Source organism: Candidimonas nitroreducens (genome assembly GCF_002209565.1).
In the GTDB taxonomy this organism is placed as follows: domain Bacteria; phylum Pseudomonadota; class Gammaproteobacteria; order Burkholderiales; family Burkholderiaceae_B; genus Candidimonas; species Candidimonas nitroreducens.
In genome coordinates, this window is record NZ_NJIH01000011.1 from 44,019 (window position 1) to 65,820 (window position 21,802).

20 protein-coding genes are annotated in these 21,802 nt (G+C 66.0%); 15 read left to right on the forward strand and 5 right to left on the reverse strand.

Annotated elements, in window-relative coordinates; translation table 11 throughout:
- Positions 1-47 precede the first annotated feature (47 nt).
- Genes infB through typA form a run of 4 tightly spaced genes read left to right on the forward strand, consistent with a single transcriptional unit; the run spans position 48 to position 6,111 of the window.
- Positions 48-3,086 (forward strand): translation initiation factor IF-2, encoded by a 3,039-nt coding sequence (infB, locus tag CEY11_RS18960; RefSeq protein ID WP_088604992.1) that lies wholly within the window; start codon positions 48-50, stop codon positions 3,084-3,086.
- A 10-nt stretch (positions 3,087-3,096) separates the two neighbouring features.
- Positions 3,097-3,507, forward strand: coding sequence for a 30S ribosome-binding factor RbfA (gene rbfA, locus CEY11_RS18965; protein ID WP_088604993.1), 411 nt, complete (start codon positions 3,097-3,099; stop codon positions 3,505-3,507).
- Positions 3,508-3,538: 31 nt separating this feature from the next.
- Positions 3,539-4,294, forward strand: coding sequence for a tRNA pseudouridine(55) synthase TruB (truB, locus tag CEY11_RS18970; RefSeq protein WP_088604994.1), 756 nt, complete (start codon positions 3,539-3,541; stop codon positions 4,292-4,294).
- Positions 4,291-6,111, forward strand: a complete 1,821-nt coding sequence (gene typA, locus CEY11_RS18975) for a translational GTPase TypA (protein ID WP_088604995.1) — start codon at positions 4,291-4,293, stop codon at positions 6,109-6,111. Before truB ends, typA begins: the two co-directional genes overlap by 4 nt.
- 487 nt (positions 6,112-6,598) lie before the next feature.
- Here typA and CEY11_RS18980 read toward each other — a convergent pair whose 3' ends face one another.
- Positions 6,599-7,921 (reverse strand): hypothetical protein, encoded by a 1,323-nt coding sequence (locus CEY11_RS18980; RefSeq protein WP_088604996.1) that lies wholly within the window; start codon positions 7,919-7,921, stop codon positions 6,599-6,601.
- A 90-nt stretch (positions 7,922-8,011) separates the two neighbouring features.
- Here CEY11_RS18980 and CEY11_RS18985 point away from each other — a divergent pair, with 90 nt between their 5' ends.
- The 10 genes from CEY11_RS18985 to CEY11_RS19030 all read left to right on the forward strand — a co-directional run bounded on the left by CEY11_RS18985 (position 8,012) and on the right by CEY11_RS19030 (position 16,914).
- Complete coding sequence (locus tag CEY11_RS18985) at positions 8,012-8,851, forward strand: GntR family transcriptional regulator (RefSeq protein ID WP_088604997.1); 840 nt, start codon at positions 8,012-8,014, stop codon at positions 8,849-8,851.
- 64 nt (positions 8,852-8,915) lie between these two features.
- A complete protein-coding gene (locus tag CEY11_RS18990) occupies positions 8,916-10,094 on the forward strand; it encodes an ABC transporter substrate-binding protein (RefSeq protein WP_088604998.1) in 1,179 nt (392 codons plus the stop codon).
- Between the two features lie 82 nt (positions 10,095-10,176).
- Entirely contained in the window at positions 10,177-11,106 is a 930-nt protein-coding gene (locus tag CEY11_RS18995; RefSeq protein WP_088604999.1) for a ferritin-like domain-containing protein, read from the forward strand.
- A 31-nt stretch (positions 11,107-11,137) separates the two neighbouring features.
- Positions 11,138-12,061, forward strand: coding sequence for a hypothetical protein (locus CEY11_RS19000; RefSeq protein ID WP_143322941.1), 924 nt, complete (start codon positions 11,138-11,140; stop codon positions 12,059-12,061).
- Positions 12,062-12,081: 20 nt separating this feature from the next.
- Positions 12,082-12,966: a branched-chain amino acid ABC transporter permease gene (locus CEY11_RS19005; protein WP_088605001.1), complete on the forward strand. Its 885-nt coding sequence runs from the start codon at positions 12,082-12,084 to the stop codon at positions 12,964-12,966.
- On the forward strand, positions 12,963-14,054 hold the full coding sequence (locus CEY11_RS19010) for a branched-chain amino acid ABC transporter permease (RefSeq protein WP_088605002.1): 1,092 nt from the start codon (positions 12,963-12,965) through the stop codon (positions 14,052-14,054). The genes CEY11_RS19005 and CEY11_RS19010 overlap by 4 nt, the downstream gene beginning before the upstream one ends.
- Positions 14,047-14,826, forward strand: coding sequence for an ABC transporter ATP-binding protein (locus CEY11_RS19015; protein ID WP_088605003.1), 780 nt, complete (start codon positions 14,047-14,049; stop codon positions 14,824-14,826). The genes CEY11_RS19010 and CEY11_RS19015 overlap by 8 nt, the downstream gene beginning before the upstream one ends.
- A complete protein-coding gene (locus CEY11_RS19020; RefSeq protein ID WP_088605004.1) occupies positions 14,819-15,532 on the forward strand; it encodes an ABC transporter ATP-binding protein in 714 nt (237 codons plus the stop codon). The genes CEY11_RS19015 and CEY11_RS19020 overlap by 8 nt, the downstream gene beginning before the upstream one ends.
- Positions 15,533-15,544: 12 nt before the next feature.
- Positions 15,545-16,414: an alpha/beta hydrolase gene (locus CEY11_RS19025; protein ID WP_158215379.1), complete on the forward strand. Its 870-nt coding sequence runs from the start codon at positions 15,545-15,547 to the stop codon at positions 16,412-16,414.
- Between the two features lie 35 nt (positions 16,415-16,449).
- Positions 16,450-16,914, forward strand: a complete 465-nt coding sequence (locus CEY11_RS19030) for a RidA family protein (RefSeq protein WP_088605155.1) — start codon at positions 16,450-16,452, stop codon at positions 16,912-16,914.
- 105 nt (positions 16,915-17,019) lie between these two features.
- Here the strand turns inward: CEY11_RS19030 and CEY11_RS19035 are convergent, their stop codons facing one another.
- From CEY11_RS19035 to CEY11_RS19045, 3 genes are read right to left on the reverse strand one after another with little or no spacing between them, the layout of a single operon-like run.
- A complete protein-coding gene (locus CEY11_RS19035; protein ID WP_088605006.1) occupies positions 17,020-17,820 on the reverse strand; it encodes a thiazole synthase in 801 nt (266 codons plus the stop codon).
- A gap of 2 nt (positions 17,821-17,822) precedes the next feature.
- Positions 17,823-18,041 carry a sulfur carrier protein ThiS gene (gene thiS, locus CEY11_RS19040; protein WP_198958940.1) on the reverse strand — a complete coding sequence of 73 codons (219 nt, stop codon included), beginning with the start codon at positions 18,039-18,041 and terminating at the stop codon, positions 17,823-17,825.
- A 49-nt stretch (positions 18,042-18,090) separates the two neighbouring features.
- Complete coding sequence (locus CEY11_RS19045) at positions 18,091-19,146, reverse strand: FAD-dependent oxidoreductase (RefSeq protein ID WP_088605008.1); 1,056 nt, start codon at positions 19,144-19,146, stop codon at positions 18,091-18,093.
- Positions 19,147-19,332: 186 nt separating this feature from the next.
- On the opposite strand from CEY11_RS19045, the gene CEY11_RS19050 reads away from it, so the two are divergent.
- Entirely contained in the window at positions 19,333-20,139 is an 807-nt protein-coding gene (locus CEY11_RS19050; protein ID WP_088605009.1) for an IclR family transcriptional regulator, read from the forward strand.
- Positions 20,140-20,236: 97 nt separating this feature from the next.
- On the opposite strand, the gene CEY11_RS19055 is transcribed toward CEY11_RS19050, so the two are convergent.
- A complete protein-coding gene (locus tag CEY11_RS19055) occupies positions 20,237-21,727 on the reverse strand; it encodes an NAD-dependent succinate-semialdehyde dehydrogenase (protein ID WP_088605010.1) in 1,491 nt (496 codons plus the stop codon).
- Positions 21,728-21,802: the final 75 nt, after the last annotated feature.

Here is a 21,802-nt window from a genome sequence, read left to right on the forward strand (position 1 = left end):
AGAGGTCGCTTTTATTGAAATGGCAGTAGCAAGTAAGAGAGAGTCGAATGCCGAGTAACACCGTCGTCCAGTTCGCCATCGAACTGAAAATGCCTGCAAACGTACTGCTCGAGCAGTTGCGTTCGGCAGGTGTTGAACTGAAGTCGGTCGACGATACCGTCACGGATACGGACAAGGCAAAATTGCTCGAGTCCCTGCGGCGTACCCATGGCGGTTCCGAAGGCAAGAAAATCACCCTGACTCGCCGGCAGACTTCGGAAATCCGCCAGGCCGATGGGTCGGGGCGCTCGCGCACGATCCAGGTCGAAGTCCGCAAGAAGCGCGTGTTCGTGAAGCGCGATCCGTCCGAGCTGGCCGCCGAGGCCAGGGCGGCCGCTGCTGCGGCCCAGGCCGATGCAAGCGCCCAGGCTGCCGAACCCGCCGCTCTGCCTGGTGCCGAGCCCGGCGCCGTTCCGACGCCCGCGCCGCAGGCGGCCCCGGCCGAAGGCCCGGCTAGCGGCGGCGCCAGCGCTGCCCAGGCTCCTGATGCGCAGCAGCCGGCTGCCGACGTGGCTGCCGAGGCTGCTGAAACGCCCGCAACCCCCGAAACGCCGCAGGCTTCCGAGGCGCCCGCCGTTGCGGCCGATGCGCAGGACGCCGCCGCTCCGGAACCCGCCGCGGAACCGGCCGCGCCCGCCGCCGCAGATAGCAGCGTGCCTGCCGACGATAGCGGCGCGAAAGACCATGCGCCTGCCGAGCAGCCGCAGGCCGATGCGCCCGCCGCGGCGCCTGCGGCCGAGCCCGCGCCCGAAGCACCGAAAGCGTCCGAGCCTCGGCAAGAGGCCGCCCCGAGCGCCGCTGCGCCGAGTGCCGCCGAGCCGAAGGCCGCAGCCCCCGCCGGCGCCAAACCGTCGCCCATGCGCACCTCCTTGAGGCCCGGACACAAGCCGACGGCGGATGCCTTGTCAGAGCGCGAGCGCGCCCGCCGCAAGGCCGAGGCCGAAGCTGCCGCGCTGCGTGAAATGCTCAGCCGCCCGCGCAAGGTGCTCAAGGCGCCCGAGCCTGAAGCCGGCGGCATCTCCGGCACCTTGCACAAACCCAATGCGGGCAAGGCCGCCAAGAAAGACGCCAAGGCCCCGGCCGGTGTGGCCACCGGTGTCAAAAAGACCATCAAGGCATCGGAAGTCTCATCGTCCTGGACCGACGAGAACGGCCGCAAGAAGCCGGCCCAGAAGACCGACGGGCCGGCGGGCCGCGACGGCTGGCGCGCCGGCGGCAAGGGCGGCGGCCGCAGTGGCCGCGGCAGGCACGCGCAGCCGGAACGCAAAGAGCCGCAAGTCGCGGAATTCATTGCCCGCGAGGTTCATGTGCCCGAAACCATTACGGTTGCCGATCTGGCCCACAAGATGTCGGTTAAGGCCGCCGAGGTGATCAAGCACCTGATGAAGCTGGGCCAGATGGTCACCATCAACCAGGTGCTGGATCAGGAAACCGCGATGATCGTCGTCGAGGAACTGGGCCACACGGCCATTGCCGCGAAGCTGGACGACCCCGAGGCCTTCCTCGACGAAAGTCTCGGCCAGCAAACCGAGGCCGAGGCCTTGCCGCGTGCGCCGGTCGTGACCGTCATGGGCCACGTCGATCACGGCAAGACTTCGCTGCTGGACTACATCCGCCGTACCAAGGTGGCCTCCGGCGAGGCCGGCGGCATCACGCAGCACATCGGCGCCTACAACGTCAAGACCAGCCGCGGCATGGTGACCTTCCTCGATACTCCGGGTCACGAGGCCTTTACGGCCATGCGTGCACGCGGCACCAAGGCCACCGACATCGTGATCCTGGTGGTGGCCGCCGACGACGGCGTCATGCCGCAAACCAAGGAAGCCATACACCATGCCAAGGCGGCCGGCGTGCCGCTGGTGGTGGCGATCAACAAGATCGACAAGCCCGAGGCCAATCCCGACCGCGTCAAGCAAGAGCTGGTCGCCGAAGAGGTCGTGCCCGAAGAGTACGGCGGCGATGTCCCCTTCGTGCCCGTCTCGGCCAAGACCGGCGAGGGCATCGATGCGCTGCTGGAAAACGTGCTGTTGCAGGCCGAAATGCTCGAACTCAAGGCGCCGGTCGATGCACCCGCCAAGGGGATCGTCATCGAGGCCCGACTCGACAAGGGCCGCGGCCCGGTGGCCACGATCCTGGTGCAAAGCGGCACCCTGTCGCGCGGCGACGCGGTGCTGGCGGGCGCGAGCTTCGGCCGCGTGCGGGCCATGCTCAACGAGAACGGCAAGCCTGTGAACAGTGCCGGGCCTTCGATCCCGGTCGAGATCCAGGGCTTGACCGAAGTGCCCGCGGCCGGCGACGAGCTGATCGCGCTGGCCGACGAGCGCAAGGCGCGTGAAATCGCGCTGTTCCGCCAGGGTAAGTTCCGCGACGTGAAGCTGGCGCGCCAGCAGGCCGCCAAGCTCGAGTCGATGTTCGACAACCTGGGCGAGGGCGTGCAGACTCTGGCGCTGATCGTCAAGACCGACGTGCAGGGCTCGCAGGAAGCGCTGGTTTCCTCGCTGCTCAAGCTGTCCACCGACGAGGTGCGCGTGCAGGTGGTGCATGCCGCGGTCGGCGGTATCTCGGAAAGCGACGTCAACCTGGCGATTGCCTCGAACGCGGTGGTCATCGGCTTCAACGTGCGCGCCGAGCAAAGCGCCAAGAAGCTGGCCGAGAACAACGGCATCGATCTGCGCTACTACAACATCATCTACGACGCCGTGGACGATGTGCGCAACGCCATGTCGGGCATGCTGGCCCCCGAGAAGAAGGAAGAGGTCATCGGCACGGTCGAGATCCGCGAGGTCTACAGCATTTCGCGCATCGGCAATGTGGCCGGCTGCATGGTGCTCGACGGCGTGGTGCGACGCGATGCGCAAGTGCGCCTGCTGCGCAACCATGTGGTGCACTGGACGGGCTGGCTCGATTCCCTGCGCCGCTTCAAGGACGATGTCAAAGAGGTCAAGGCTGGTTTCGACTGCGGTATTACGCTCAAGGGCAACAACGACATCGAGGTGGGAGACCAGCTCGAGGTCTTCGAGATCCGGGAAGTCGCCCGCACGCTGTAAAGACAAGACCATGAGCCGCCATAAGTCCAAGCCGAATCCGGGCCGCAACACGCGCCTGGCCGACCAGATCCAGAAGGATCTGGCCGGCCTGATCCAGCGCGAGCTCGACATGTCGCGCGCCGGTCTCGTCACCCTGACCGGGGTAGACTTGTCGGCCGATTACGCTCATGCCAAGGTGTACTTCACCGTTATGGGCGCCGAACCCGAGCAGGCCACGGCCGCGCTCAACGAGAAGGCGGGCTGGCTGCATTCGCTGTTGTTCAAGATGTTGCATATCCATACGGTGCCGACGCTGCGCTTCGTGCACGACGCGCAGTTGGCCAAGGGCATCGAGTTGTCGCGGCTCATCGATCAGGCCAACAGCGGCACCGGCCCGGACGCGGCGGTCGACGATACCGTAAACCCCGACGGTCGCGGCTGAAGGCCGGCACGGAATCCAAGGCAGACAGACGATGGCTACGCGGCGCGGGCAGTTGCTCGACGGTGTCCTGTTGCTCGACAAACCCGAAGGCTTGTCCAGCAACCACGCCCTGCAGCGGGCCAAGCGTACGGTCGACGCGCGCAAGGCAGGGCATACCGGCACCCTGGATCCGTTCGCTACCGGCCTGCTGGTGTGCTGCATGGGGCGCGCCACCAAGATATCGGCGGCCATGCTGCAGGCCGACAAGATTTACGAGGCCACGCTGGGCTTCGGCGAAGAGACCGATTCGGGCGACCTGACCGGCCACGTGGTGTTCCGGGCGGCGCCGGATGCGGCTCCGGTCACGCGGCCCGGCCTGGATCGGGCGCTGACCGGATTCAGGGGCGAGATCGAGCAGATTCCGCCCATGTATTCGGCGCTCAAGCGCGACGGGAAGCCGCTGTACGAGTACGCGCGCCAGGGCATCGAGCTGGAACGCGCGCCGCGCCGGGTGTCGATATACCGGCTCGACGTCCTGGAATTTACGCCGCGGCAGGCGCGGCTGTCAGTGCATTGCAGCAAGGGCACTTACGTGCGCACGCTGGCGCAGGACATAGGCCGCGCGCTGGGCTGCGGGGCGCACCTGACGTCGCTGCGCCGCACCGGCGTCGGCCCGTTTGCGCTGGCCGACGCGGTAACGCTGGATGCCTTGCAGGCCATGCCGCGCCCGCAAGATGCCCTGATCGGATTGGATGCTTTGCCCGCGGGTCTGATGCCCGCGGGTTCTACACAAAAGGACGAATTATGAATCGCGCTTTGCGCAATGTGGCGATCATCGCTCACGTCGACCACGGCAAGACCACCCTGGTCGACCAGCTGCTGCGCCAGTCCGGTACGTTTCGCGAGAACCAGCAAATCTCCGAGCGCATCATGGATTCCAACGATATTGAACGGGAACGCGGCATTACCATCCTGGCCAAGAATTGCGCGGTCGAGTATGAGGGTACTCATATCAACATCGTAGATACGCCGGGGCACGCGGACTTCGGCGGCGAGGTCGAGCGCGTGCTGTCCATGGTCGACGGCGTGCTGCTGCTGGTGGACGCCGTGGAAGGGCCCATGCCGCAGACCCGTTTCGTTACCCGCAAGGCGCTGGCACTGGGCCTGAAGCCCATCGTGGTCATCAACAAGATCGACCGCCACGGCGCGCGCCCGGATCATGTCATCAACGCCACGTTCGATCTGTTCGACAAGCTGGGCGCCACTGAAGAGCAACTGGACTTCCCGGTCATTTATGCGTCGGGCCTGGCCGGCTATTCGGGCCTGAGCGCCGATGTGCGCGACGGCGACATGCGCCCTCTGTTCGACGCCATCCTGAAGTATGTGCCGCAGCGCGAAGACGACCCGAACGGCCCGCTGCAGCTGCAGGTCATTTCGCTGGACTACAGCAGCTATGTCGGCAAGATCGGCGTGGGCCGCATCAATCGCGGCCGGCTGCGCGCCGGCCAGGACGTGCTGGCGATGTTCGGCCCCGACGGGGAAGCCATCAAGGGCCGGGTCAACCAGGTGCTGAAGTTCAAGGGCCTGGAGCGCGAGCTGGTCGACGAGGCGCAGGCCGGCGATATCGTGCTGATCAACGGCATCGAGGAAATCGGCATCGGCTGCACGATCGTGGATCCCGCCCAGCCCGAGCCGCTGCCGATGCTGCGCATCGACGAGCCTACCCTGACCATGAATTTCATGGTGAATACCTCGCCTCTGGCGGGCCGCGAGGGCAAGTTCGTGACCAGCCGCCAGCTGCGCGACCGGCTCGACCGCGAACTGAAGTCGAACGTGGCGCTGCGCGTGCGCGACACCGACGACGATACGGTCTTCGAGGTGTCGGGCCGCGGCGAGCTGCATCTGACGATTCTGCTGGAAAACATGCGCCGCGAAGGCTACGAGCTGGCGGTGTCGCGCCCGCGCGTGGTGTTCAAGGAAGAAAACGGTGTGCGGCTCGAACCCTATGAACTGCTGACGGTGGACGTGGAAGACGGCCACCAAGGCGCGGTCATGGAAGAGTTGGGCCGGCGCAAGGGCGACCTGCAGGACATGCAGCCCGACGGCCGCGGCCGCACGCGCCTGGAATACCGCATCCCCGCGCGCGGCCTGATCGGCTTCCAGAGCGAGTTCCTGACGCTGACGCGCGGCACGGGGCTGGCCAGCCACATTTTCGACGAATACGCGCCGATGCGCGAGGGCGGGGTGGGCGAGCGCCGCAATGGTGTGCTGATCAGCCAGGACGACGGCGGCGCGGTGGCCTATGCGCTGTGGAAGCTGCAAGACCGTGGCCGCATGTTCGTGTCGCCCGGCGAGCCGCTGTACGAGGGCATGATCATCGGCATCCACAGTCGCGACAACGATCTGGTGGTCAATCCCATCAAGGAAAAGAAGCTGACCAACGTGCGCGCTTCAGGCAAGGACGAGCACATCGACCTGGTGCCACCGATACGCCTGACGCTGGAATATGCGGTGGAGTTCATCGGCGACGATGAGCTGGTGGAAGTTACGCCCAAGTCGATACGCCTGCGCAAGCGCTATTTGCAGGAACACGAGCGCCGGCGCATGGCGCGCGAGACGGCTTGACAGCCGGTTCTGAATCTTTGAGTATGCTTCTCAGGTTCTTAGATTCTTAGGTTCTTAGGTTCTTAGGTTCTCAGGTTCTTAGATTCTTGGGTTCTTAGGTTCTGAGTCGGTACTGGGGTTTCTGGGTTCTTTACCCGCGCCGCGGGCGGCCGGGGCTGGCCAGGCTCGCTCGCCCGGTGCCGGCTGCGCCGGCACTGCCCTTGACCTCCGGGCGTTTTGGGGGCGGGCGGCAAACTCGTCCGGCGCACCAGCCCCCGGCTGGTGCGCACCCGTCGGACTCAGACAGTGCCGCCCTTGCATCCCCCAAAACGCCCTACGGTGGCGGCGGGCTCGGACGAGCCTGGCCAGCCCCGGCCGCCCGCGACGCTGGATGGTGGCGTGTTGATGATGGTGTCTTGACAGTGGTGTCTTGACGGTGGCGTCTTGACGGTGGCGTGTTGTGGGGTGGTGGGTTTGCTTGTGGGGTGGCCTTGTGTTTTCTAGGGCCTTATGTTTCTTTGGTTTCTTTGAAAGTGGTGGCCGCGGGCTGAAGTGCCTGGGTGGCGCTGCGCCATAGCCTTTGCCGCAACGCGGTGCCGTCGTTGCGGACGTGTTCCAGCAGCCCGTCGGCGTCGGGCTCTTCCATCAGCAGCCAGCCATACATGTGGGCGCCTTGCAGGCAGAGCGCTCCATGGGCTTCGGCTGCTGCCTGTACCGGGCTGGTGACGGTTCTGGCCTGCAGGGGCAGGCGGTTCTGCGAGGCGTCTACGAGCAGTATTTGCGCGGGCTTGCCGTAGTAGTCGGAAATGCGCGCCCGCGCCTGTTCCAGTTGCTTGAAATAAGCGGAGTCGGCCGTGTCGTCGGGCCCGCGCGTGGCCGCTACCAGGAATCCCGAGCGCAGTTCGGCCACCAGCAGGCTTTGTTCCAGCCAGTCTTGCTGCACGAATGCGCCCTTGCGGCGCAGCAGTTCGGCCAGGGCGAATTCGAGGCCGGCGCCTTCTCCGGCCACCAGCCGCTTGTCGGCGCGTAATCGATCGATGGCGCGCAGCGTCGAGTCGAGCTGTGTCTGTGCGTGCTGGATGCGGCTGCGCAATTCGCGTTCGCGCACCAGCAGCTCGCGTTCTTGCGAATTCAGGCAGGCATCGGCCCAGGCCGCAATGTCGCCGCCGCCCGCATGGCCGAGCCGCAGCGCGCAATGCCGCAGGGCATCGATGAATACGTCGCTGAGCGCCGGGTCGGCCAGGGCTTCGGGGCGCAGCCTGGGCAGCAGCAGCATGCCGCCGGGCGGCAGGCTGATGTAGCAGGCCAGCGGTGCGCCGGCGGCATCGTGCAGGATTGCCGTGCCGGGGAAGTCTTCCAGTCGCGCCTGCGGCTGTAGTAAGGCAAGGCTGCGCTCGAACAGGCTGCGAAAGGGCTCTCCGGCGGCTTGCGCGGTGCCAGGCACGGCCGTGGCGCCGGTGTAGCGCAGGGGGCGGGGCAGTAGCAGGGACAAGGGTTCCAGCGGCTCGTAGCGCATGACTTCCTGCAAGGTGTGCACGTGAAACCCGCTGGGCGGAGGCAGCATCGCGACCACGATGCCGCCGCGCTGCATCAGCGCGCCGAACTCGCGGCGCCAGTGGCGCGCCAGCGCCAGCAGGTCTTCGCCGGCGCGCACGCCCAGCACCCTCGGGGAAACGCGTTCCGAGCGGCGTTGGAGTTCGGGGAAGATGGCCGCGGGATCCCACAGGGCCATGTCGATGCCGGCCAGGGACTGGGCTTGCAGATAGCTTCGGCGGTGGATGCCGGCGCGCACCCCGGCAGCAAGGGGAAGATCCAGTGCGGCGATTTTCATGGCGAAAAGGAATTGACGCTTGCCGGCAGTCTAACATAATATATAGACAAGTAGACAACTAGATTAATAGACAGGACAAAGCTAGCCGGCATGAACAAGGCCACTACTCCCGCGATGCTCGCCGCCCCCCTGGATCGCCACTCGCCGCTGCCCTTGTATGAACAGATCAAGCGCCGGGTGCTCGGCATGATTCTCGGCTGGCAGCAGGAAAACGAGCGTTTCCACACGGACAACGAATTGAGCGAACAATTCGGGGTCAGCCGCATGACGGTGCGCCAGGCCGTACAGGAACTGGTCGATGAAGGCTATCTGCGCCGGGTGCCGGGCCTGGGCACTTTCGTCTGCGCGCCGAAGATAGATGAACAGTTCACACCGGCCATGGATTTCCTCGATCAGTGGGCCATCAAGGGGCGCCCGCTCAGCCTGAAGGTGCTGCATTGCTCGCTCGACCCGGCCCCCGCGCACGTGGCGGCCGATCTGCGCCTGCCGGCCGAGGGCAAGGTCTGGAACATATTGCGCCTGCGCACTGTGCAGCATGTGCCCATTTCCATCGATTACCGCTATATCGATGCCGCGCTGGTGCCCGAGATGCAGCCGTCGGACATAAGTTCGGGCTCCTTGCTGGATGTGATCGGCAGGCGCGTCGAGCTCGCCTACGGCGACCTGAAGATCGAGGCCGCCGCGGTACGCGAAGAGCACGCCGATTATCTGGGCCTGTTGGCCGGCGACCCCATTCTCACGCGCCATCTGGTGTATTGCGACACCCAGGGCCGCCCGGTGATGTCGGGGGTCTCGCACTACAGGGCGGATCAGGTGCGCTATTCGGTGCGTATTCCCCTGGGCCAGGACGGACGGGAAATGACCGGCCTGAGCGAGTCGGTCGAGTTTCTTGCCCAGGCGGGCAGCCCGCGGCAGCGCCGCCGCGAATGAGGCCGCTGGTTCGAGCCAGCGCCTTGCGTTTCACAAATACAAATACAGCACAAGGAGACAAACCATGTTGCATTCGACGCAATTCCCCCGGCCGCTCAAGCGTGCCTTGGCCGCAGCCTGCTTGTTGGGCGCCGCCCTGTGCCAGCCGGCGCAGGCAAAAGAGCCGCTAAGCATCGGCTCCATCTTGTCGGTGACCGGCCCGGCGGCTTTCCTGGGCGAAGACATGAAGGCCGGCATGGAGATGGCCATCGATGACATCAATGCCGGCGGCGGCATCAACGGCCAGAAGGTGAAATGGGTGTTCTACGACGCCGAAAGCCAGACCGCCAAGGCGATCAATGCCACGCGCCGCCTGATCTCCCAGGACAAGGTCGACATCATCGTGGGCGGCGGCAACATGAGCGGCATCGCGCTGGCCATGGCGCCCATCGTCGAAAAAGCCGGCATGCCCTTTATTTCCACCGAAGGCAGCATGCAGATCGTCACGCCGGTCGACAAGCGCAAGTATGTGTTCAAGAGCACGGTCGACGACGATCAGGTCATCGAGCGGGTGCTGGACTACTTCGCCAAGAAAGGCATCAAGAAGGTGGCCCTGCTGGCCGACAGCAGCGGCTTCGGGCAAAGCGCGGTCGAGCAGATGAAGCAAATTGCGCCCAAGCGCGGCGTGGACGTCATGTACGAGTCGTTCAATCCGTCCGACACCGACCTGACTCCCCAACTGACCAAGATCAAGGGCGCCGGCGTGCAGGCCATCATCTGCTGGACGGTGACGCCGGCGGGCGTGGTGTTCATCAAGCAGGCCAAGCAGCTCGGCCTGGACAAGCTGACGCTGGTGCACAGCTACGGCTTCGTCGATCAGCGCTACATGAAGCTGGCCGGCGATGCGGTGGGCAATCTGCTGCTGGTCAGCGTGAAGTTCCCGGTGGGCAGCGAGCTGCCGGATACCGACAATGTCAAGAGCCGCATCGTCGATCTGACCAAGCGCTTCGAGGCCAAGTACAAGCGGGCGCCCAATCAGTTTGCGGCCCAAACCTACGACGCGATCATGCTGGCCCGCATCGCGCTCGAGAAAGGCGGCGCCGACAAGGCCAAGATCCGATCCGCGCTGGAATCCATCCACGGCTACAAGGGAGTGGGCGGCGTCTTCAATTTCTCGCCCAAGTCGCATTCCGGCTTGGCCAAGGACGACATCGTGATGCTGGACTATCACGACGGCGCCTTCCATCTGGCCGACTACAAATAGGCGACTCCTGCAGTCGGCCAGCGGCATGCCGGCCCAGGGCACGGCATGCCGGGACAGTACGGAAACTTTTTGGAGCACGGCCATGAGCACAGCAGTTCTCGAACCGCACACCATACTCGACGAGCCCGACGATATGTTCCCGCTCGATCTGGATGTGCGCATTCCGAAGATCCGCGAACTTTTCCACCTCGCCACCCAGAAGCAGTGGGATCCGCGCGTCGACATCGACTGGGAGGCCTTCGATCCTGCGCCCTACACGGAAGAGCAGCGCTACGCGGCGCGCCAGTACTGGAGCCGCCGCGCCTGGAGCGAATACGGCGCGATCTCTGAAAGCCCGGCCTTGCAGATACGCTTCTGCCACGACAAGTGCGAACCCGACCTGCGGCTGTTCTTCACCATCCGTTCGCAGGAGGAAAGCCGCCATGCCGAGGCGTGTTTCCGCATGGCCGAGATATTGGGCGGCTATATCGAGCAGCCCGTGCAGAATGCGTACCAGGGTTCGGTCGCAACCCACGGCGTGCGCAAGATGGCGCTCGACCCCGAAATCTCTGTCGAAGCCATTCTGGCGGCGCTGGTCTGCGGCGCCGAGGAAATCGCCTTCGATGTGTTCCGGCATCTGGTGGACATCACGCGCGACCCCGTCGCCCGGCAGGTGTGCGCGTCCATCATGCGCGACGAGGTGCGGCACTGCGCCTTCGGCTGGCGCTACTTGAATCACCGCATTCCCCACATGAACGCGGAACAGATACGCGTGGTGGAAAACGCCGTCATCACCATGATAGAAAAGGTCGAGCTCAACGGCTACCACAGCGCGTGGCTGGCGCCGGACAACCCGGCCTCCGAGGCCGAGATGGCGGTCGACCGCCTCACCTGGGAAGCGGGGCTGGGTTCCACGGTCGAAGAACTGGAAAAGCCGATCTTCGTCAAGACCGTGCAGCGCGTGCGCGAGCAGATGCGCGACTGGGGCGTGAACCTGCCCACGTTCTCGCACCCCAAGATCGGTGAATTCTGAATCGTCCCTGTATTCCTCCGAACCTACGAGCATGGAGATTTCCGCCATGGCCCTGGCCCACAGCACCCGGATACCCGTCGAGCATCGCTTCCCGCTGCATCTGCGGCGCTCCATCACGTCCATACGCGATCTGTACGAGGCCGGCAAGCAGCAGCGCTGGAATCCCGACACCGACATCGCCTGGAGCCGTTTCGACCCAGCGGCCTACGACGCGGCGGCGCTGCAGGCGGCGCGGCTTACCTGGAGCCGCCGCGCCTGGGTGGAATACGCGGGGCTGGCCGAAACCCCCGCCATTCTGATCCGCTTCTGCCTGGAGGCCGGCCGCGAGTCCGATCCCAAGTACTTCCTGACCGTGCGCAACACCGAAGAGGCCTGGCAGATCGAAAGCTGCCACCGCTATGCCGGCGTGCTCGGCGGCTATGTGGATCAGCCTTCGTCCGTGCGCGAAAAGACCTTGTTCAACCAGTACAGGCACCGCCACGCGCTGGATGCCGAGGAAAGCGCCGACGCGTTCTTTGTCGTCCATTCGGCCGTGGAAGATAGCCTGGAACTGGAACTGTGCCGCGCGTACCTGGACGACGCGCGCGACCCGGTGGCGCGCCAGATACTCGAGAAAAGCACGCAGGCCAAAGAGCGCCATGCCGCCTTCGGCTGGCTCTATGCGACCGAGCGCGCGGCGCGCTGGAGCGCGCCGGAACGTGCCCAGGTGTCGGCCCAGGTACTGGCCTATCTGCGCGACATCGAGCTGGCGGGCTACCACTGCGCATGGCTGGGCGACCCCGCCAGTGCCGAAGCCCGTGCTGCGCAGGCCACTTCCGAGGCCGGCCTGGGCGCGGCCTCGCAGGAACGGGAGCGAGACCTGCTGTGCGACTACGTCGCCGCGGTGCGGGCGCGGCTGGGCGAGCTGGGGGTGGATCTGCCCGAACTCAGCCATCCGGCCCTGGGCCGGCTGTAGGGCACGTGGCGGGCGCTGACATGGGTACATACGGTCAGATCGTACAGTTGCTGGTTGCCGGCCTGACCACCGGCAGCATATATGCCATCGTGGCGGTGGGCTTCAACGTCATTTTCAAGAGCACCGACGCGCTGAATTTCGCCCAAGGCGAATGGGTCATGACCGGCGGCATGGTCGCGGCCACCGCTTATGCCGCGTGGCATGTTCCGGTGTGGGCGGCTTGTGTGGCGGGCGTGGCGGCGGTCGGCCTGGTGGGCGCCTTGTCGGAACGGCTGACGATCCATCCGATAGCCAAGCCCACGCCGATCCTGGTGACGCTGGTCAGCATAGGGCTGGCGATCTGCACCAAGAGTGTGGTGATGCTGACCCTGGGCAAGACGCCGATGGGGTATCCCGCGTTTTCGGGCGACAAGCCGCTGCACCTGGCCGGAGCCAGCATTGAACCCCAGAGCTTCTGGGTGCTGGGCCTGGCGGCCCTGTTCATGCTGCTGGTTCATTTGTTCTTCGAGCACACGCTGCTGGGCAAGACCATGCGCGCCACGGCTGCCGACCGCGACGCCGCCGCCCTGGTGGGCATCAGCGTGCGCAGATCCGTGACCTGGGCCTTCGTGCTGGCGGCGCTGGCCGGCGGCCTGGCCGGGGTGATCATCACGCCGCTGACCTTCACCTCGTACGACCAGGGCACGATGCTGGGCTTCAAGGGTTTCAGCGCGGCGATGCTGGGCGGCCTGGGCAGCCTGCAGGGCGCCTTTGTCGGCGGGCTGCTGCTGGGCGTGGTCGAGGCCTTGTCGGGCGGCCTGATTTCCTCGCATTTCAAAGACGCGGTGTCCTTCGTCATATTGCTGCTGGTGCTGTTCTGCCGCCCGCAGGGCATGCTGGGCAAGGCCAGGATAGAAAAAGTATGAGTACGCAGCCGATCGAAACGGGCGTGATCGCGTCGCACGCCGCCGCACCGGGCACGGCACATGGCGCCGCACATGGGGCGGCGCATGGCACGGATCGTGTGTATGGCCGCCACCTGCGCGTCCTGCTGGCTTTGTGGGTCGTGCTGCTGCTGTTTCCCTGGCTGGCCCCGAGCAGCTACGTGGTCGGCCTGGGCGTGACCTTCTTCATCAATCTGATCCTGGTGGCCAGCCTCAATCTGCTGATGGGCTATTGCGGCCAGATCTCGCTGTGCCACAGCGGCTTTTTCGGCCTGGGCGCCTATGTCAGCGGCGTGCTGTCGGCCAAGTACGGGGTGCCGGTACCGGCAAGCATGGCCTGCGCGCTGGCCCTGACGGCGCTGGCTTCGGTGCTGGTGGGCTTGCCGGCGTTGCGCTTGCGCGGGCATTACTTGGCCATGGCGACGCTGGGGCTGAACGCCATCCTGTCGGTGCTGTTCGTCGAGCTGGTCGGCCTGACCGGCGGCCCCAACGGCTTGAGCAATGTGCCGCCGATCGGCATGGCGGGATACAGTCTGGACAGCGACACCGGCTACTTTTATTTTGCCTGGGCGGTGGGCTTGCTGACGATGTGGGGCATACTCAATCTGGTGCATTCGCGCGTGGGGCGCGCCATGAGCAGCCTGGTGGACAGCGAGATCGGCGCCGCCAGCCTGGGGGTCGACACACGCTCCCTGAAGGTGGCCGTGTTCGCCATATCGGCGACCCTGGCGGCGCTGGCCGGCACGCTGTACGTGCACTACGCGCAGTTCGCTTCGCCCGAAACCTTCAACTTCTCGGCCTCGGTGCTGCTGGTGGTGATCGTGGCGGTCGGCGGCTGGGGCAAGTACTGGGGGCCGCTGTTCGGCGCCTTGGTGTTTACAGCGGTGCCCGAGATCCTGCTGGCGTTCCCCGACCTGCAGCTGCTGCTGTTCGGCCTGGGCATGATCGTCGTGCTGGTGTGTTTCCCGGGCGGCATCGCCGGTGCGTGCACGCGCGCGGCCGCCGCTTTGGCGCGGCGCCGCAAGCCTGCCGGGGAAGCCGTGGGCGCACGGAGGTCGCAGCATGGATGACGCGCGCTATCTCAGTGTTGCCGGGGTGCATGTCAATTTCGGCGGGCTTGTCGCCCTGTCCGATTTGTCTTTCGACATGCGCCGCGGCCAGATAAAGGGCCTGATAGGGCCCAATGGGGCCGGCAAGAGCACGCTGTTCAATGTCATCGCCGGCCTGCTGCGCCCGGCGCGCGGCGGCGTGACGTTTCGCGGCCAGGCCATAGAGGGCCTGCCGCCGCACCGGCGCATCGGCCTGGGCATGGCCCGCACCTTCCAGAACCTGCAGATCTTCAAAGATCTCAGCGTGCTGGAAAACGTCATGGTGGGCTGCCATTCGCGCTTCGGGTCGGGGATATTGGCGGCGGTGCTGCGCACGCGCTCGCAGCGCCAGGAAGAAGAGCGCATCCGCGCCATTGCCATGCAAAGGCTCGAGCAGCTCGGCCTGCAGCACAAGGCCACGGCCCGGGCCAGCGAGCTCAGTTTCGGCGAAGCCAAGATCCTGGAAATTGCGCGCGCGCTGGCGGCCGACCCGACGCTGCTGCTGCTGGACGAGCCCGTGGCCGGCGTGCCGCACGCCGAAGTGCGCCATGTCATGGAGGTCATACGCGAGATCAATCGCAGCGGGGTGGGCATACTGCTGGTCGAGCACAACATGGGCTTCGTCATGAATCTCTGCGACGACATCGTGGTGCTCAACTACGGGCGCAAGATCGCCGACGGCAGCGCGCAATCGGTACGCCACGATCCGCAGGTCTTGCAGGCCTATCTGGGGGAGGACGCCGGCCATGCTTGAAGTCGACGGCCTGCATGCAGGCTATGGTGCCGCGGACGTGCTGCACAGCCTGCGCCTGCAGGTGCGCAAGGGCCAGGTGGCGTGCCTGCTGGGCGCCAACGGCGCCGGCAAGAGCACCACCATGCGCTGCCTCAGCGGCCTGCTGCGGCCATCCCAGGGCAGCATCCGCTACGAGGGCGAGGCGCTGCAGGCCCTGCCGGCCGAACAGATCGTGGCGCGCGGCATCGTGCTGGTGCCCGAGGGCAGAAGGGTGTTCGCTCCGCTTACCGTGCGCGAAAACCTCGAAATGGGCGGCTACAGGTTTCTGCGTGCGCGCCGCAGCGGCGAATTCCGGCGCAGCATGGAGCGGGTGCTGGAGTTTTTCCCGCGTCTGGCCGAGCGCGCCCGCCAGGTCGCGGGCACCTTGTCGGGCGGCGAGCAGCAGATGCTGGCCATCGGCCGGGCCCTCATGAGCGATCCGCGCGTGCTGATGCTCGACGAGCCTTCGATGGGGCTGGCGCCGCTGGTGGTGAAGGACATATTCGCCGCGATCGGCCGGCTCAGGCAGGACGGCCTGACCATGCTGATCGCCGAGCAGAACGCCGGCCTGGCATTGCAAGCGGCCGACTACGGTTATGTATTGCAGGAGGGCACGGTGGCCTATGACGGCAGCGCCGAGACGCTGCGCGGCGACACCCGCGTGCAATCGGCGTACCTGGGAGTTTGATGAAATATGGACATGAGCACAAATAGCGCGGATCCGGCGCCCGCCATCGATTCCGAACTCGAGAGCCACTACAACCTGCGCGCCCGGCATCCGGAGCGCGGCGCCATCTATCACGGCTTCGCCCAGCGCAGCGCCGCCACCCGGCGCAACGCCTCGGCGCATCTCGACTTGCGCTACGGGCCCGAGCCCAGCAGCACGATGGATGTATTCGTTCCCCAGGCCGAGTCGCCGGCCCCCTTGCTGGTATTCATCCATGGCGGGTACTGGCGGGCGCTGGACAAGAATAATTTTTCCTTCGTCGCCGATGCCTATCTCGATGCCGGCGTGGCCGTGGCCATGCCCAATTACGCGCTGGTGCCGCATGCGACGGTGGGCGCCATCGTCGACCAGGTCTGCGCCAGTATGGACTGGCTGATGGGCGAGGCCCCCCGCCTGGGCTTCGACCCCGGCAGGGTGCTGATATCCGGCCATTCGGCCGGCGGCCACATGGCGGCCATCATGGCGTGCCCGCAGCGCGCGCCGGCCCTGCGCGGCCGCTTGCTGGGCTGTGTGTGCCTCAGCGGCCTGTTCGACCTGCAGCCCCTGCTGCGCACCTCCGTCAATACCGACCTGAATATGACGCCGGCCGAAGCGCTGGCCTTGAACGTCTACGCCGCCGAGCTGGCCGACGTGCCGCTGCTGCTGGCGGCCGGCGAACTCGAGACCGTGGGCTTTCGGTCGCAGAGCGAGGAATTCGCCCGCTATCTGGCCGCGCGCGGCAGGGCGGCGCAAAGCATGATCGTGCCGGGACGCAACCATTTCGACCTGGTCGGCGAGTTCGCGGATCCCGGCAGCGCGCTGTTCGCGAAGACGCTGGCTCTGTTGCGCGGCGCGCGGCAATAATCAACCCAGGAGGCGCGAACACCGTGCAAAAAACCGTGCAAAAACACATCAATCCCGCCACGCTGCCGGCGCCGGCAGGCCCCTACAGCCAGGGCATCTTGAGCACCGGGCCGGGGCAGTGGCTGCACATAGCCGGTCAAATTGGGGTGGACAAGGATGGAAACTGCGCGCAAGGCATGACGGCCCAGGCCGAGCGCGCCTGGTTCAACCTGCTGGAAGTCCTGCGAGAAGCTGGCATGGGGGTGGAGCATCTGGTGAAAGTCACCACCTATGTCACCGAACCATCACTGCTGGGCGAGTTCGCGGCGGTGCGAGCCAAATACCTGGAGCAAGTCCGGCCTGACGCGGCCCGGCCTGACGCGGCTCAACCTGGCGCGGCCCAGCCTGGCGCGGCCCAGCCTGTCGCGGCCCGGCCCGCATCCACGCTGATCGTCGTCAAGGCCCTGGCGCGCCCCGAGTGGCTGGTCGAGGTGGAGGCGGTGGCTTTTCTGCCGGCCTGACCGGCACTGCTTTTCCGCGTGCGCCGGCTGTTCCGTGCGCCGTAGCCGCCGCGCGCCGGGCATCCGGCGCACTTTGCATGCCGGGTTTGATGCGCCCCGCTGCAATCAGGCCAGCACGAAGGGCCGGCCCGTGACCGGCGTGGTCGCCACCGCCATGTCTTGTTCGGCCATGATGCCGGCCTGCCAGGCCTTGCGGCCGGCTTCTATGCCCAGGCGGAAGGCCTCGGCCATGAGCACCGGGTCGTGGGCGCCGGATACTGCGGAGTTCAGCAGCACGGCGTCGAAGCCCAGCTCCATGGCCTGTACGGCGTCCATGGGCGAGCCGATGCCGGCATCGACGATCAGCGGTACGTCGGGCATGCGCTCGCGCAAGGTGCGCAGGGCGTAAGGGTTGAGCAGGCCTTGCCCCGAGCCGATGGGCGCGCCCCAGGGCATGAGCACCCGGCAGCCGGCGTCCAGCAGGCGATTGCAGGTGACCAGGTCGTCGGTGCAATAGGGAAAGACCTCGAAGCCCTGTTTGACCAGTTCCGCGGCGGCGTTTACCAGCTCGAAGGGGTCGGGCTGCAAAGTGTAGGTGTCGCCAATGACCTCCAGCTTGATCCAGTGCGTGTCGAAAACCTCGCGCGCCATCTGCGCCAGCGTGATGGCCTCGGCGGCAGTATGGCAGCCGGCGGTGTTGGGCAGCAGCCGCGCGCCGCTCTGGCGGATGATCTCGAAATAGCCTTGGCCTTGCGGGTTGGAGATGGGCTTGCCGCAGCCCTGGGCCAGCTGGCGCTTGAGCCCCACCGTGACGACTTCGGCGCCCGAGGCGCGTATGGCCTGCTCCAGCACCAGCGGCGACGGGTAGCCGGCGGTGCCGAGAAAGAAGCGGCTGGACAGTTCCACGCCAGCGATCGGGAACGGCATGGCTAGCCTCCGGTAATGGGTTCGAATGTAGTGATTGCGTCGCGGTCTTGCAGAACCAGCGTGGCGCGTGCCTGCCTGGCGACGTGCGTGCCGTTGACTGCGCTGGCGATGGGCGCGCCGGGCTCGGCCTCGGGGCGCAGCGTGTCGAGCAGATCCTGCAGCGTCGAGGACGCGGCGACAGTGTGCTCGACGCCGTTGACGGTGATGCGTATGGTGTTCACGATAGTGTCTGTGGGTGTCGCGGTATCGGTTCAGGCACAATAAATGCGCTCAGGTGGCAAATTCCAGTTCCGCCAGCGCTTCCTCGACCAGCGAGGGCGCGATCAGCCAGCCGTGGCGGAACAGGCCGTTGATGCGGGTCAGGCCGGTTTCGTGCTCGATGCGCGGCAGGTTGTCGGCCAGGGCGGGACGCAGATTGGTTTCGCTGTGCACCACTCGCGCCTCGGCCAGCCCGGGCATCACGCTGTGGGCCGCGGCCAGCAGCTCGACGGTGCTGCGCAGCGACACAGGAGAGCGGTCTTCGCTTTCGATCTCGGAGGCCCCCACGACGACGATGCCGTCGCGGCGCGGCACCAGGTAGACACGATGGCGCGGATGCATCAGGCGCACCGGCCGGTGCAATTGTACGTCAGGCGCGTGCAGCCAGAAGATTTCACCGCGCACGCCGCGAACGTTGCGGCAGGAAAGCTGGTTGGCGGGCCCGGGCGGCGCGTCGCCGCGCGCGCCGGTGCCGCGCACATCGAATACCCAGTCGTAATGCAGGTTCGCGCCGTCAGTATGCAGGGTATGCGGCGACAGGCTGCGCACAGGACTGTTCCAGTGCCAGTGCGCGCCGTCGGCCGAGGCCTGCAGCGCCTGCATGGCCTGGACGGTATCCACTTGCCCTTCGTGCGGCAGCAGCCAGGCTTGCGACGGCCCTTGTATGGCGGGTTCGAGCTCGGCCAGCTCGCGCAGCGTCAGAACCTGGGGGCGGTGCTCTTCGGGAGCCTTTTCGCACAGCAGGCTTATCATCCGCTGCGCCGAACCGGTGTCGTGGCGGTATGCCAGCAGCAGGCTGCCGATACGGTGGAAGTCGGCCGGCCCCTGCAGCTGCGGCAGGATTTCCGCCCACAGCTCGATGGAGCGCAGGCCGTGGCGAAATACATTCAGGTCGGCCGATTCCAGCTCGGCCGTGGGGCTGAGCATGCCCGCCGCGGTCCAGCCGGCGGCGCCGCGCGCCAGGGAGCCCGCGGCCGGATCATGGATGTGGATTTCGTGGCCTTGCTGGCAGAGCAGATACGCGAGCAGGCGGCCCAGCAGCCCCGCCCCCGCGACACCAATTTTCATCTGTAATGCACCAAGCAGCCGTGCTGTGCCCGGGCTGCCCGGGCAGCGCGGGGAAGTTGCGGCATATAAAGATAACGGTACGCTATGAGGCTTTTTGTAAAATTCAGGCGCCGCGCACCGATACGCCTGCTTATTTAGTAACTCGAAAAACCGATACAGTCTGTTCCTGAGGTAGAGATGTAAATTATGGACTTCGCCCCTGCGTCCATTGTCGACGAGAGCAAGATCGATGGTAACACTCCTACCATGCGCTTGTTCGCGCTGCTGGAGGTGATCGCGTGCAAAGACCAGTTTTTTTCCCTGCAGAGCCTGGTCGATGAGCTCGGCCTGCCCAAGCCGACCCTGCATCGCATGCTGCAGCAGCTCGAGGGCGCGGGCATGATCCAGCGCGACGGCGATGGGCGCCAATACAGTACTGGCTTGCGGCTGCGGCGCATGGCCGAGAACCTGTTGCTGAACAACACCGTGCATGGCGCCCGTCACGGGGTGCTGAGCCAACTGGTCGAGGAAGTGGGCGAAAGCTGCAACATCACGGCCTGCACAGGCAGCGAAGTGCTGTACCTGGATCGGGTCGAGACGGCAGCGCCGCTGCGCTTCCACCTGCGCCCCGGCGCATGCATACCGCTGCATTGTTCGGCCAGCGGCAAACTGTTCTTGACGCAGATGACGCCCTTGCAGCGCCGCCGCCTGCTGACGCTTGCGCCTTTGACCAGGTATACCGACAAGACGCTGACGGCCTACGAGGCGCTCGACCGCGAAATAGAGCGTGTGCGCCGCGACGGCTATGCCACGGACAATGAAGAGTTTCTGTTGGGTCTGCGCTGCATCGCCGTGCTGGTGCCGGCGGCCGGCGGCAAGTCGAATATGGCGATGGCCCTGCAGGTTCCGACCCTGCGCATGACGGCGGCGAAGGCGCTGCAGTGCCTGCCCGCGCTGCAGCGCGCCGCCCGGTCGCTGGCGAACATAGAACTGGCCAACGGCAAGGGGCGCTAGCCGCCGGCCGCGTTGGCTGCACCGCCGCACAGGCCGACGAGCTTCATGGCCGGCTCGATGGCCCAGGGCCGGGCGGCGCCGGCCCCGGCTGCGGCGATCAGCCCTGTATGCCGCCCAGGCAGACGTATTTCATTTCCATGAAGTCGTCCATGCCGTAGACCGAGCCCTCGCGTCCGAGGCCGGACTGCTTGACGCCGCCGAAGGGCGCCACTTCGTTGGAGATCAGCCCGGTATTGACCCCGACCATGCCGTATTCCAGCGCTTCGGCGATGCGGAAGATGCGGCCGATGTCGCGGCTGTAGAAGTAAGAAGCCAGGCCGTATTCGGTGTCGTTGGCAAGCTCGATGACGTGGGCTTCGTCGGTGAACTTGACCACCGGCGCGACCGGGCCGAAGGTTTCTTCGTGCATGCACAGCATGTCTTCGCTGACGCCGGCCAGGATGGTGGGCTCGAAATAGCGGCCGCCCAGGGCGTGGGGCTTGCCGCCGGCCACCACGTTGGCGCCCTTGTCCACGGCGTCTTTGATGTGCGCACGCACCTTGGCGACGGCCGCATCGTCGATCAGCGGGCCTTGGTTGACGCCGTCGGCGAAGCCGTCGCCGACCTTGAGGCTGGAGCCGACCTTCTCGGCCAGCTTGCGCACGAATTCGTCGTACACCGCCTCATGGACATAGAAACGGTTGGTACACACGCAGGTTTGCCCGGCATTGCGGTATTTGGAGGCCACCGCGCCTTCCACCGCGGCGTCCAGATCGGCGTCGTCGAACACGATGAACGGCGCCAGGCCGCCCAGTTCCAGCGACATCTTCTTGACGGTGGGCGCGCTTTGCTGCATGAGTATGCGCCCCACGGGGGTGGAGCCGGTGAAGGTCATTTTCTTGACGATGGGGCTGGCGCACAGTGCCTTGCCGACGGCAATGGAGCGTTCGCTGTCGGCCGTGACGATGTTCAGCACCCCGGCCGGGATGCCGGCGCGCTCGGCCAGCTCGGCCAGCGCCAGCGCCGACAGCGGCGTCTGTTCGGCCGGCTTGAGCACCGCGGTGCAGCCCGCGGCCAGGGCCGGGGCGACCTTGCGGGTGATCATGGCGTTGGGGAAGTTCCAGGGCGTGATGGCGCCGCAAACCCCTATGGGTTCGCGCATGACCAGCATGCGGTTGGCGGCATTGGGCGAGTTGAGGATGTCGCCGCTGATGCGCTTGGCCTGCTCGGCGAACCATTCCACGAACGAGGCGCCGTAGACGACTTCGCCGCGCGATTCGGCCAGGGGCTTGCCCTGTTCCAGGGTCATGAGCTTGGCGAGGTCGTCGGCGTTTGCCAGTATCAGGTCGAACCAGCGGCGCAGCAGGGCGGCGCGATCTTTGCCGGTGCGCGCGCGCCAGCCCTTGTAGGCCTTGTTGGCGGCCTGTATGGCCTGCTCGGCCTCGGCCGCGCCGAGGTTCGCGACCTGCGCGATGATGGCGCCGCTGGCCGGATTGTCGACCGCGAAGGCAGAGCCGTCGGCCGCGGCAGCCCATTTCCCGTCGATATAGGAAAGCGTGCGGAACAGCGAGGAGTCTTTCAGTTGTATCGGTAGCGTGGGGGTGGTCATGGTTCGAAGCGCGGATAAAGTTGGAAAAAGAGTCTGCTTGGCCATTGTATGCCTGGCCGCTAGTCACCGTCGTTA

Excerpts from the sequence above, each read along its gene's own strand:
- infB (WP_088604992.1), top strand. The coding sequence starts at position 48 with ATGCCGAGTAACACCGTCGTCCAGTTCGCCATCGAACTGAAAATGCCT.
- rbfA (WP_088604993.1), top strand. The coding sequence starts at position 3,097 with ATGAGCCGCCATAAGTCCAAGCCGAATCCGGGCCGCAACACGCGCCTG.
- truB (WP_088604994.1), top strand. The coding sequence starts at position 3,539 with ATGGCTACGCGGCGCGGGCAGTTGCTCGACGGTGTCCTGTTGCTCGAC.
- typA (WP_088604995.1), top strand. The coding sequence starts at position 4,291 with ATGAATCGCGCTTTGCGCAATGTGGCGATCATCGCTCACGTCGACCAC.
- CEY11_RS18980 (WP_088604996.1), bottom strand. The coding sequence starts at position 7,921 with ATGAAAATCGCCGCACTGGATCTTCCCCTTGCTGCCGGGGTGCGCGCC.
- CEY11_RS18985 (WP_088604997.1), top strand. The coding sequence starts at position 8,012 with ATGAACAAGGCCACTACTCCCGCGATGCTCGCCGCCCCCCTGGATCGC.
- CEY11_RS18990 (WP_088604998.1), top strand. The coding sequence starts at position 8,916 with ATGTTGCATTCGACGCAATTCCCCCGGCCGCTCAAGCGTGCCTTGGCC.
- CEY11_RS18995 (WP_088604999.1), top strand. The coding sequence starts at position 10,177 with ATGAGCACAGCAGTTCTCGAACCGCACACCATACTCGACGAGCCCGAC.
- CEY11_RS19000 (WP_143322941.1), top strand. The coding sequence starts at position 11,138 with ATGGAGATTTCCGCCATGGCCCTGGCCCACAGCACCCGGATACCCGTC.
- CEY11_RS19005 (WP_088605001.1), top strand. The coding sequence starts at position 12,082 with ATGGGTACATACGGTCAGATCGTACAGTTGCTGGTTGCCGGCCTGACC.
- CEY11_RS19010 (WP_088605002.1), top strand. The coding sequence starts at position 12,963 with ATGAGTACGCAGCCGATCGAAACGGGCGTGATCGCGTCGCACGCCGCC.
- CEY11_RS19015 (WP_088605003.1), top strand. The coding sequence starts at position 14,047 with ATGGATGACGCGCGCTATCTCAGTGTTGCCGGGGTGCATGTCAATTTC.
- CEY11_RS19020 (WP_088605004.1), top strand. The coding sequence starts at position 14,819 with ATGCTTGAAGTCGACGGCCTGCATGCAGGCTATGGTGCCGCGGACGTG.
- CEY11_RS19025 (WP_158215379.1), top strand. The coding sequence starts at position 15,545 with ATGAGCACAAATAGCGCGGATCCGGCGCCCGCCATCGATTCCGAACTC.
- CEY11_RS19035 (WP_088605006.1), bottom strand. The coding sequence starts at position 17,820 with ATGCCGTTCCCGATCGCTGGCGTGGAACTGTCCAGCCGCTTCTTTCTC.
- CEY11_RS19045 (WP_088605008.1), bottom strand. The coding sequence starts at position 19,146 with ATGAAAATTGGTGTCGCGGGGGCGGGGCTGCTGGGCCGCCTGCTCGCG.
- CEY11_RS19050 (WP_088605009.1), top strand. The coding sequence starts at position 19,333 with ATGGACTTCGCCCCTGCGTCCATTGTCGACGAGAGCAAGATCGATGGT.
- CEY11_RS19055 (WP_088605010.1), bottom strand. The coding sequence starts at position 21,727 with ATGACCACCCCCACGCTACCGATACAACTGAAAGACTCCTCGCTGTTC.